Source organism: Pseudomonas sp. (assembly GCF_037994325.1).
Taxonomy (GTDB): Bacteria; Pseudomonadota; Gammaproteobacteria; order Pseudomonadales; family Pseudomonadaceae; genus Aquipseudomonas.
In genome coordinates, this window is sequence record NZ_JBBNAH010000340.1 from 1 (window position 1) to 10,577 (window position 10,577).

Below are 10,577 nucleotides of genomic sequence, written 5' to 3' on the forward strand. Positions count from 1 at the left end.
GTTTTTCCCAGCCGTAGTGTTCGGCCAGTGCGCTGACAATGGCTTCCAGGGTGACGCCGTGAAGCGCGTTGTGTTGCTGTTCGCTGTTCATGGATAGCCCATTGCAAAGGTAAAAACACCCGGCAGCTTCAGCGGGCGCAGTGGCCGGCAATTATCAGTGATTGGCGCCGGGCCGTCACTGTTGCCGGTGCGCATCGGGTAGAATGCCGGCCACGCAAAGAGGGCAGTGCACATGGCTTTAATCGGACGTTTCAACAGTTTGCAGGTGGTTAAACACACCAACTTCGGTCTTTATCTGGATGGCGGCGCCGACGGCGAAATTCTTCTGCCCAACCGCTACATTCCAAAAGACACGCCGAGCGAAGTCGAGGACTGGCTGAATGTGTTCATCTATTTGGATAGCGACGACAAACTGATCGCTACCAACGAAAAGCCCAAGGTGCAGGTAGGCGAATTCGCCAGTTTGAAGGTCAAGGAAGTTAACAGCATTGGCATCTTCCTCGACTGGGGTTTGTCCAAAGACCTGCTGCTGCCCTACTCGGAAGAAAAACGCACGCTGCAAGCCGGTGACTACTGCGTGGTGCACGTCTACCTCGACAAACACACCCGCCGCATCACCGCCACCGCACGCCTGGACCGTTACCTCGATAATGTGCCGGCCAATTACAAGGTTGGGCAGGCGGTTGATTTGCTGGTGGCTGAGGCCACCGATATGGGCTTCAAGGCGATTATCAACAACCAGCACTGGGGCCTGATCCACAAAAACGAGGAGTTTAAATTTCTGCGCCCCGGCAAAGAAGAAAAAGGCTTTATCAAAGAAATTCGCCCCGACGGTAAACTCAGCCTGAGCCTGCAAGCGGTCGGCAAAGAAGCTGCCGTTGGCCTGCATGAGCAAATTCTCAACAAGCTGCGGGAAAACGGCGGCGTATTGGCCGTCAGCGACAAGAGCCCACCCGAAGTCATCGCCGGCCTGTTTAGCGTTAGCAAAGGCAACTTCAAAAAAGCCATCGGCGCCTTATATAAACAAGGTGAGCTGGTTATTCACGCTGACCGTATCGAACTGCCCTGAGGCCAACTTACGCAGCGTTGGCGAAAACCGCCGACGCTGTTCTAGAGTTGCAGAACCGCACGCCGTTGTAGCTCAGTCGGTAGAGCATCTGCCTCGTAAGCAGGAGGTCGGAGGTTCGATTCCTCTCAACGGCACCGCTTTTCCCTCCCTGGCCAATCCTCCGACCAAACGCCCTTAATAATTTCGAAAGCTGGCGCAAAACCTGCACTTTTATCGCGCGCTGCGATAACGCCGTGTTTATTGCCGTCAGCTAAATCAACGCGTTCTTGTGTCTGTAACGCCGGCTAGTGTCCGTGTTTGACACCTCGCCGGCTCGGTGGCGTGTGGCTCATCGGGATTAGATGGTACGAAAGTACACTGTTGTCGGTGCAGCATGCCTTAAACACTTTTGAGTAGTTTCTCTGACCGCCGCACAGAGGTGGTGCACTTCGTTACCAGCCTGGCTGATGACGCAGGGAGCAGCGATTTCTCCAGATTGGCGGCGACACCGCCAGCTTGCACGGTCCCTATCTGGGGGACACCGTAATGCCAACTTCTGCACCTTTGCCGCCGGCCCTCACCGGCATCGACACCATCATGCTCGTCGGAGCATCCATCGAAAACGGCATGGGCAACGGCTTTCTGCCGGCAGCCCTGGACTATCAAAGGCACCGCCATGGCTTGAGCAGCATTGAGGCGGTTGAGTGTTATGGCTTTAGCGGCATGGATGTCGACGGGATTTACAACAAATGGACGACCACGGTTAAGCCTGCGCTCGCCGCCAGACCCGATGGCGGCGCTGGCGTGCTGATTTTGTCGATGCCCACCGGCAACTCCATCACCAACCTGAAGCCGTACGCCACCGCCAATCCCACTGTTCGAGCGCAACGAAAAGCCACGCTGGATACGCTGAATGCGGAAATGAAGGCACAGTGTGGCGATAGCCATGTAGTGATGTTCGATGCCACGTTTCGCCTGTATGGCGCGCCAGCGACCACGTGTATCACCGACCAGAACATGGGCGCCAAGCCCTTTAACGAAGCCTGGACCGATCCCTTGGCGCAGCTGACGCCCTGGTGTTGCTACGGCCACTCTTATGGCTACCCCTATCCGATCGCCTACAACTGGTACACCAAGGTGCTGATCGACAGTACCCATTACAACCCGTTGGGTTACCAACTGCTGCTTAAGTACTGGATGGACGTGGCGGCGGCGATCATTAAAGGCGTGCCGCCGCCCTATATCCCCATGAAGGCGGACCCCATCGGCGATCAAGTACCCACATCTGCCAAGGTCTTGATTGTGTATCGCCCGACGGCAACGGTCACGCGCTCGTCCACCCACTTGATCGCCAATGCCAGGGGCTCAACCGCACCCGGAACTACCCTGGCCGAAGCGCCTTATCTGTGCCCATGGGATGGCTACGACCCGACGCTTGGCCTTGGCGCCAGAGCTGCACTCAGCGGTACGACCACGCAGACGGGCATGGGCACCGGCGACATGAGCTACACCCTGCTTAATGACACGTTTCGTGGCGCTTACACCTACACCACATCGGCAACATTTGTGGTGCTGGAGGAAATCGTCAACCTGCTGCCGTTCCAGCAGTTCCGTTACCGTGTGCTGTGCTGTCGCCGAGTCACTGCGGGGCAAACACGCCTCCAGGAGTTTTCGAACGACGGCGTAACTGTTTCCGGCTCGATTGATTCGGCGTGTTTACCAGGCAGTATCCCGAAGATTTACGTGGGCTTTGGCACCGCCGATGCTGCCGGAAAAGCCAAAATCTGGCTGCGATGTGCGGCGGGAAATACGTCGGGAGCTTTCGCCAACGCCATCGATATTGATCCGTTGCCGTTGTAGTGCGGTTTAGTCGTCCTGCTGCACCACCCAAAACAGATGCACGCCACCATCGTCGCGATAGGCGATGGTGACGTTATCGGTCTCACCGATTTCTGCCAGCACCTGCGCCCAGTCATCTTCCGATTCGTCCGGGGCTTTATAGAGCAGGGCGGTTTTGGACTTCTGCGCGGCAGGGGAGTTGATGATTTTCTGCAGGCGCGTGGCGAGCAGTTCGTATTGGCTGGGTTGGCGAATGGCGGCAGCTTTGGACATTTGGGCAAACTCCTTTAACTGTTTGGATATACAGTATTCTAGAGTGCCACTTTTCCTTCTGTCGAGCCATTTGGCTTTTTTCAAAAGCCACGGAAACGCGCGAACTCATCTACCGTCGCCCGCTCCGAGCGCAGTTGGTTAACGGCGGCGTCGCGGTCCGGGTAACCCAGGGCCATGCCGCAATACACCACTTCGTTGTCGGCCAGGCCGAAGTGTTTATGCAGGCTGTCACGCGCCATGCCCCAGGCTTCCTGCATGCAGGTGCCCAGGCCGCGTTCTTCGGCAAGCAGTGCCAGTGATTGCATAAACATGCCGACATGCGCCCACTGGCCGTTGCCCATTTCTTTGTCGATGACAAAAAACAGGCCCACGGGTGCGCCAAAGAATTGGTAGTTACGGGACATCCATTTCAGTCGCGCGCCTTTGTCCTCTCGGGGAATACCGAGCAGGGCGTACATGTCTTCGCCAATTTTGTAGCGGCGGGCGCGGTAGGGGTCTTGCAGGCCTTCGGGGTAGATCGGGTAGTCGCCGACTTCGCCTTTGGGGTTTTTCATAATGGCTTCGACGGCCAGGCGTTCGAGTGCGGTTTTTTCCGCGCCGGCCACGGCGATCACTTTCCACGGCTGCAAGTTACCGCCCGAGGGTGACCAGCGTGCGTCGTCGAGCAGAGCGCGAACGCTGACCTCATCCACGGGCGTGTCGAGAAAGGCGCGTATGGAGATACGTTTTTTCAGGGTGTCGGCGACAGACATGGGGGAGTCCTTGAAGGCAACGGTGCATTTTTATTGTGTGCTCCGATCACTCTTCTAAGGGCTAGGCAAGGTAAAAGCAATGCGTTGATCCTGGCATCGCTAAATCGCAGGCAACAAAAAGCCCGCACGGTGGCGGGCTCGTTGCAGATAGGGTGCTGGTCCTTCAGCTGGCTCCGAGTATTGCGCGGAAGTTGTGAAAATTTCGTGACGAAGTTCAGATGTTGATGAAACCAAACGAGTTGGCAAAAAAATGCCCACCAAGAGCGTGGGCATTTTCTGTCGACTTACCAACGACCTGGGTGGCCGTAATAACCGCGTTGTTCGTAGTACACCCGACGCGGAGGTGGCGGCGCGTAATAGCCGGGGGCGTAGTAGCGCTGCTGTACCACCACGGGTTGGTAGTACACCGGCGGTGGCGGCGGGTAGTAGGCAACCGGCGGCGCTTGGTAGTAAACCGGTGGCGGCGGGGCCTGTACGTAAACCGGAGCGCGCTGCGAAGAGACGACTGCGCCGCCCACCACTGCACCGACGACCGCGCCGAGAATAAAGGGTCCACCGTCGCCGCCGCCACCATGGGCGGACGCCTGGCCGGCCAGGGCTAGGCTGCCGAGCAACAGAGCAACTTTGGGCAGACTGCGAAACATGATGGTCTCCTGATACCCGGTGAGGTGGATGCCGGGTTATCTGTAAGACGCGCAATACACAGTGAAGTGCCGAGCTGCTGTGTAAAGGTTATGTAAGCGCTTTAGGCCTGTACAAACTCGGCGAAGCGCACGCCTTTGCCGGCGGGGCGCACGTCTTGAAACAGCGAGTCGCGATCGGCCGACAGCTCAATGCTGACGGTGGCATTGCGGCTGCCTTTATTGCGCGTAACCAAGCCGTCTTCGTGAGTGCGCAGGTACAAAGTCGGTACACGCAGGTGGTGCAGTTCATCGGTGACGTGGTTGTGCATCAGCAGGTGCACCCATTCGTACTGACCGATTTTCAGGCGCCCGACCGGGATGTCGAACCACCAGATGTTTTTGTTCAGGTTGATCGTCGCAAAGTGCGTGTTGTTGACGCCGAGCACTGCGCTGCCGAGTTGAAGGTTACGGCGGGCGATGGCGGCTTTTTTGTCGATTTTCATGCTGTTCCTGACACGCGGACGAGGTGGGGCTATACGCAGAGGTGGCGGCCTGAACGGCGCCGGCGCGTAGTGTAACAGTCAGCTGGCGCTTGCCAACGCCTGGCTGTCGCGGTGCAGGGCGATCAGGGTTTTTGTCCGGCAATACCGTTGCAGGCGTTCAGCCAGGCTGGGCGGTAGGTTTTCTGCCTCGGTAAAACCTAAACGTGTGTAAAAGCTCGCGAGCTCTGGGTGGCAGAACAACCACACCGGGCCCGCTGCTCGTTCGCAGGCCTGGGTCACCAAGCGGCTGGCGATTTGTTGCTGGCGCTGGGCGGGGGCGACCAACAGGCTGGTCAGCCAGAAACCCGATTCTTGAACCAGTGGCCGCAAACACAATGCCGCGACGATCTCGGCATGTTTCGCCACCCACACTTGATCATCCGCGCCCGCGCGCATCGGTGAGTGGTGGGCACGGTAGAACTTGTTCGCCAAGGGGCGCATAACGGCGGGGAGGGCGCTGATAGAAAGTGGCTGCATGGGCAATATGGGCTAAGAAAACGCCGCCATTAAATCACTTACCGCGCCGGCCTTGGCGCAAATGCCGTACTAATCGGCGGCGCGCTGGGTGTCTGTGTAGGCATGATAGGAACCCCAGTGGTTTTCGCAGGAGCGCCCCATGTCTTACAACACCCTCCGTTACGAGGTGGCAGAACACATTCTGACCCTGACCCTCAATCGGCCCGACCAGTTAAATGCGTTCACCGTGGAAATGGCCCACGAGCTGATCGACGCCTTTAACCGCGCCAGCGACGATGATGAGGTGCGCGCCATTGTGGTAACGGGCGCTGGTCGCGCGTTTTGTGCCGGCATGGACCTCTCGGTAGAGGGCAATGTGTTTGGCCTGGATGAAAGCCAGCAGCCGACGTTGCAAGACATGCAGCAGCGTCTCGACGATCCAGCCATTCGCGACGGTGTACGTGATACGGGCGGGCGCGTGACCCTGGCAATTTTCGATTGCAAGAAACCGGTGATCGCCGCCATCAACGGTGCCGCGGTAGGTATCGGTGCGAGCATGACCTGCGCCATGGATATTCGCCTGGCTTCCGAGCACGCGCGGATCGGCTTTGTCTTCAACAAAATCGGCATCGTGCCCGAAGCCTGTTCCAGCTGGTTTTTGCCGCGCATCGTCGGCATTTCCCAGGCGCTGGAATGGGTATACAGCGGCGATATTCTCAAGCCGGAAGAAGCCCTTGAGGGGCGCTTTGTGAAAGCTGTGGTGCCGGCCAAACTGCTGATGGACGAGGCCTATGCCATCGCTCGCCGTATCGCCCAGCACAACCCGGTGGCCATCGCTATCACGCGGCAGATGATGTACCGCAATGCCGCGCAACCTCATCCGTTGGAAGCGCACAAGGTCGACTCGCTGGGCATGTTTTACACCAGCATCGGCGGCGGCAAAGAAGGCGTGCAGGCGTTTCTTGAGAAGCGGCCGGCCGACTACAGCGAACAGTCGGCCAATGCCATGCCGGACTTCTATCCCTGGTGGAAGTAAGCGCCGCTCAGAGCCGCCCGAGGATCATATGGGCGGCTTTAATCAAGGCCGCCATGGGGGTGTTTTCCGCCAAGTTCAGGCTGTCGGCTTGGGTGTTGCTCAACACCGCCACCAGCAGCGCGCCGCCGGGTAATTCCAGTGACACCTCGGTCTCTGCTGCGCCGCGGGTGACCTGGCGTACGTCGCCACGCAGCAGGTTGTCGCTGGGCTCGGCGCTGCTGTAATCGGCCGGCACCAGTTGCACCCATGAGGCTTTGATCAATGCATACAGCGCCGCGCCGGGCACCAATTCCAGGCGCGTGGTGCTGTCGTGGGTGATGGAGGCAGTAAGGCGATCGCCGCTCGTGAGCTGAAACGCCACCTGATCGTTGACCTCGCCGTTCTGGATAGCCACTACCGTGCCGAACAGTTGATTGCGCGCGCTGGTTTTCATCCGCAGGCGCTCCATAAATTCCAGCAGGGTGGATACGCCCGCGTCATCGCCCAGACGTTGCAGAAACAACAGGTGTTCCTGCTGATAACGCTGATAGGCGGCGATTAGCGCGTGGCCGGCGTCGGTCAGGCGCGTGCCGCCACCGCCTTTGCCGCCGGCGCTGCGTTGCACCAGCGGGCTGCCGGAGGCGCCGTTCATGGCGTCGATGGAATCCCAGGCAAATTTGTAGCTGATGCCCACCGCCTTTGCGGCCTGGCTAATGGAGCCGGTGGCGTCGATGGCGCGCAGCAGGGCAATACGCGCCTCGCCAGCGACGTCATTGCCGTTGTGGGTAATCCAGAATTGGCCTTCGAGTTTCATGGCGGCTGTCAGCGTATAGAGAGGGTGGCATGGTACCAGCGAGACGATGATAAACGCGCCAATCAGCACACCCGACAACCACAAGGCCGCGCACTGAGGTTTTTGATCCCGTAGGGGGGGGGCTGCGCGCACCCAGGCTTACACGCGGGAATCGTCTGCTGTGCGTAGCGCAGGGCACAAGGGTAGCGATTGACTCGCTGGTCAATTAGCGCTATATATCCGCGAACATAGCGGTGGGTGTAGGGCACGAATCACGTGGCTTCTGGCGCTATTAAAATTCCAATAAGGAGCTGTCCATGATCCATCGTATGTCCCGCTTGGTTATCGCCTTGTCCGCCACCTTGGCGGTAAGCAGCGCGTTTGCTGACGACGTTCAGGTAGCGGTCGCTGCCAACTTCACCGCGCCGATCCAAGCCCTGGCTGCTGATTTCGAGAAAGATACCGGCCACAAGCTGGTTGCCTCCTACGGCGCCACTGGCCAGTTCTATACCCAGATAAAAAACGGCGCGCCGTTCGAAGTGTTCCTGGCGGCCGACGACACCACCCCGGCCAAGCTGGAAAGCGAAGGCGAAACCGTTAAAGGCTCGCGCTTCACCTATGCCATTGGCTCGCTGGCGCTGTGGTCGGCCAAAGCAGGCTATGTCGATGACAAAGGCGAAGTGCTGAAGAAAAACGCGTTCGCCCACCTGGCTATCGCTAACCCGAAAGCGGCACCTTACGGTCTGGCCGCCACCCAAGTGCTGGAAAAACTCGGCCTTACCGATGCCGTTAAGCCGAAAATCGTTGAGGGCCAGAACATCACTCAAGCCCTGCAATTCGTTTCCACCGGCAACGCCGAGCTGGGTTTTGTCGCGCTGTCGCAGGTATACAAAGACGGCAAGGTCACCAGCGGCTCCGCTTGGTTGGTGCCCGCCAGCCTGCATGAGCCGATCAAGCAAGACGCGGTGATTTTGAATAAAGGCAAAGACAACGCCGCGGCCAAAGCCCTGGTGGAATACCTCAAGGGCGCCAAGGCCGCGGCTGTGATTAAATCCTTCGGTTACCAACTTTAAGCAACGCTTTTGAGGCGCTCTGTTGAGGAACTTGGGCGATGTCGCTAACCAGCGCTGATTTCGCTGCGATCTGGTTGACCCTGCAATTGGCATCGCTCACCACCGTGCTCTTGCTGGTCATTGGTACGCCCATCGCCTGGTGGCTGGCGCGTACCCGTTCGCGGCTCAAGGGTCCGGTGGCGGCTGTGGTGGCATTGCCGCTGGTGCTGCCGCCGACGGTGATTGGCTTTTATCTGCTGATCACCCTCGGCCCCCACGGTTTTATCGGGCAAATCACCCAAAGCCTTGGCCTGGGCATTTTGCCGTTCAGTTTTGCCGGCCTAGTGGTCGGCTCGGTGTTTTATTCCATGCCCTTTGTGGTGCAGCCGATTCAGAACGCCTTTGAGGCGATAGGCGAGCGGCCGCTGGAAGTGGCGGCGACCTTGCGCGCCAGCCCGCTCGATACCTTTTTCAACGTGGCCCTGCCATTGGCGCGGCCCGGTTTTTTAACCGCGGCGATCCTCGGCTTTGCCCACACCATTGGTGAGTTCGGCGTGGTGCTGATGATTGGCGGCAATATTCCAGACAAAACCCGCGTGGTCTCTGTGCAGATCTTCGATCACGTCGAGGCCATGGAGTATGCCCAAGCCCATTGGCTGTCGGGCGGCATGCTGGTTTTCTCCTTTGTCATTCTGCTGGTGTTGCAGGCCAAGGGACGGACGCGGGCGGTGGTGCGATGAGCAGCCCAATTTGCGCAGCACAGAGCGTGATCGAAGCGCGCTTCAAGGTCGATTACTCCGACTTTTCCTTGGACGTTGACCTGCTAATTCCCGGTCGCGGTGTGACCGCGTTATTCGGCGATTCCGGCTCGGGCAAAACCACCTGCCTGCGTTGCGTCGCCGGCCTGGAGCGTGCGCAACAGGGCTATCTACGGGTCAATGGCGAGCTGTGGCAGGACAGCGTCACGGGCTTTTTTCTGCCCACGCACAAACGCGCGCTGGGCTATGTCTTTCAGGAAGCCAGCTTGTTCGCCCACCTCTCGGTGCGGCGCAATCTTGAGTTTGGTTTCAAACGTATTGGCGGTGCCGCACAACGGGTGAAGCTCGCCCAGGCTGTCGATTTGCTGGGTATTGAGCACTTGCTGGAGCGTATGCCGGAGCACCTGTCCGGTGGCGAACGCCAACGCGTTGGCATCGCCCGCGCCTTGCTCACCAGCCCTAAGCTGCTGCTGATGGACGAGCCGCTGGCGGCGCTGGATCACAAGCGTAAAAACGAAATCCTGCCGTACCTGGAACGCCTGCACGACGAGCTGGATATTCCCGTGCTTTACGTCAGCCACGCCCCGGACGAAGTGGCGCGTCTTGCCGATCATTTGGTGCTGCTTGATCAGGGCCGCGCCCTTGCCAGTGGCCCGCTAGGTGAACTGCTGGCACGTCTGGATTTGCCCATGGCCCAGGCCGACGATGCCGGTGTGGTGATACAGGCTGAGGTCTGCGGCTACAACGCCGACTATCAACTGCTGAGCCTGGGTTTTGCCGGCAGTGACCTGCGCATGCAGGTGGCTCATCGCCCGGTGGCGGAGGGCAAACCGATGCGCTTTAAGGTGCAGGCCCGTGACGTTAGCTTGGCCGTGGAAAAACCAGCGCATAGCAGCATCTTGAATGTATTGCCGGTGACGGTGGTGGCCGAAGTGCCCGCCGACAACGGCGCCCATGTGCTGGTGCAGCTGGATCTGCAAGGCACGCCTTTACTGGCAAGAATTACCCGCTTTTCCCGCGATCAGCTTGAATTGCAGGTGGGGCAACAATTGTGGGCGCAGGTGAAATCGGTCGCCGTATTGGCTTAGCCAGCCGTCAGCAAGGGGAGTGGATGATGCTGGAACCTATCGACAGCTGCCGAGCGCTAGAGGAGCAACTCTGCGCCGGCCAACACTGGTCGCCGGAATTGCGCGCCGCGCTGCATGAGCTGTTGGAGAAAATCAGCCTGGCCGGCCATGAAATCAATCTGCTGAGCTTGGGCGCCTTTCTCGCCGACTTTGTGCCGCGCCATAGCCTGGACCGTGCCGAAGAATGGCAGGAGCGGGCGGCCAAGCGCTGGTTTAGCCATAGCAAACCGTTGCTGATCGAACGTCTGGCGGACTTCTTTATTGGTGCTGATGCCGCCTACAGCAGGCCTTCATAAGCC

Annotated in this window: 14 protein-coding genes and 1 tRNA gene; 8 read left to right on the top strand and 7 right to left on the bottom strand. The window is 58.9% G+C overall.

Annotated features, from left to right (window positions below; genetic code table 11):
* On the bottom strand, positions 1-91 hold a 91-nt coding region (locus AAAB16_RS26525; protein ID WP_369335442.1), incomplete at its 3' end, for a VF530 family DNA-binding protein.
* A gap of 141 nt (positions 92-232) precedes the next feature.
* Between AAAB16_RS26525 and AAAB16_RS11430 the strand changes: the two genes are divergently transcribed.
* From AAAB16_RS11430 to AAAB16_RS11440, 3 genes are all read left to right on the top strand, one after another.
* A complete protein-coding gene (locus tag AAAB16_RS11430) occupies positions 233-1,069 on the top strand; it encodes a S1-like domain-containing RNA-binding protein (RefSeq protein WP_340663419.1) in 837 nt (278 codons plus the stop codon).
* Positions 1,070-1,130: 61 nt separating this feature from the next.
* Positions 1,131-1,203 (top strand) — tRNA-Thr (locus AAAB16_RS11435).
* Between the two features lie 391 nt (positions 1,204-1,594).
* Positions 1,595-2,908, top strand: coding sequence for a hypothetical protein (locus tag AAAB16_RS11440; RefSeq protein ID WP_340663420.1), 1,314 nt, complete (start codon positions 1,595-1,597; stop codon positions 2,906-2,908).
* A gap of 6 nt (positions 2,909-2,914) precedes the next feature.
* On the opposite strand, the gene AAAB16_RS11445 is transcribed toward AAAB16_RS11440, so the two are convergent.
* From AAAB16_RS11445 to AAAB16_RS11465, 5 genes are all read right to left on the bottom strand, one after another.
* A complete protein-coding gene (locus tag AAAB16_RS11445) occupies positions 2,915-3,160 on the bottom strand; it encodes a DUF1654 domain-containing protein (protein ID WP_340663421.1) in 246 nt (81 codons plus the stop codon).
* An 80-nt stretch (positions 3,161-3,240) separates the two neighbouring features.
* Positions 3,241-3,912: a nitroreductase gene (locus tag AAAB16_RS11450; RefSeq protein ID WP_340663422.1), complete on the bottom strand. Its 672-nt coding sequence runs from the start codon at positions 3,910-3,912 to the stop codon at positions 3,241-3,243.
* Between the two features lie 284 nt (positions 3,913-4,196).
* Positions 4,197-4,556 (bottom strand): hypothetical protein, encoded by a 360-nt coding sequence (locus AAAB16_RS11455; RefSeq protein WP_340663423.1) that lies wholly within the window; start codon positions 4,554-4,556, stop codon positions 4,197-4,199.
* Positions 4,557-4,657: 101 nt separating this feature from the next.
* Positions 4,658-5,038, bottom strand: a complete 381-nt coding sequence (locus tag AAAB16_RS11460) for a hypothetical protein (RefSeq protein ID WP_110615013.1) — start codon at positions 5,036-5,038, stop codon at positions 4,658-4,660.
* Positions 5,039-5,116: 78 nt separating this feature from the next.
* Positions 5,117-5,554 (bottom strand): GNAT family N-acetyltransferase, encoded by a 438-nt coding sequence (locus AAAB16_RS11465; RefSeq protein WP_340663424.1) that lies wholly within the window; start codon positions 5,552-5,554, stop codon positions 5,117-5,119.
* 139 nt (positions 5,555-5,693) lie between these two features.
* On the opposite strand from AAAB16_RS11465, the gene AAAB16_RS11470 reads away from it, so the two are divergent.
* Positions 5,694-6,569 carry a crotonase/enoyl-CoA hydratase family protein gene (locus AAAB16_RS11470; RefSeq protein ID WP_340663425.1) on the top strand — a complete coding sequence of 292 codons (876 nt, stop codon included), beginning with the start codon at positions 5,694-5,696 and terminating at the stop codon, positions 6,567-6,569.
* A gap of 7 nt (positions 6,570-6,576) precedes the next feature.
* Here the strand turns inward: AAAB16_RS11470 and AAAB16_RS11475 are convergent, their stop codons facing one another.
* On the bottom strand, positions 6,577-7,362 hold the full coding sequence (locus AAAB16_RS11475) for a TOBE domain-containing protein (RefSeq protein WP_340663426.1): 786 nt from the start codon (positions 7,360-7,362) through the stop codon (positions 6,577-6,579).
* A gap of 296 nt (positions 7,363-7,658) precedes the next feature.
* Here AAAB16_RS11475 and modA point away from each other — a divergent pair, with 296 nt between their 5' ends.
* The 4 genes from modA to AAAB16_RS11495 are packed head-to-tail and all read left to right on the top strand — an operon-like array spanning position 7,659 to position 10,574.
* On the top strand, positions 7,659-8,414 hold the full coding sequence (gene modA, locus AAAB16_RS11480; RefSeq protein ID WP_340663427.1) for a molybdate ABC transporter substrate-binding protein: 756 nt from the start codon (positions 7,659-7,661) through the stop codon (positions 8,412-8,414).
* Between the two features lie 38 nt (positions 8,415-8,452).
* Positions 8,453-9,133 (top strand): molybdate ABC transporter permease subunit, encoded by a 681-nt coding sequence (gene modB / locus AAAB16_RS11485; protein ID WP_340663428.1) that lies wholly within the window; start codon positions 8,453-8,455, stop codon positions 9,131-9,133.
* Between the two features lie 26 nt (positions 9,134-9,159).
* Positions 9,160-10,239, top strand: coding sequence for a molybdenum ABC transporter ATP-binding protein (modC, locus tag AAAB16_RS11490; RefSeq protein ID WP_340663430.1), 1,080 nt, complete (start codon positions 9,160-9,162; stop codon positions 10,237-10,239).
* 26 nt (positions 10,240-10,265) lie between these two features.
* Positions 10,266-10,574 (top strand): hypothetical protein, encoded by a 309-nt coding sequence (locus AAAB16_RS11495; RefSeq protein ID WP_340663429.1) that lies wholly within the window; start codon positions 10,266-10,268, stop codon positions 10,572-10,574.
* The last annotated feature ends 3 nt before the right edge of the window (positions 10,575-10,577 follow it).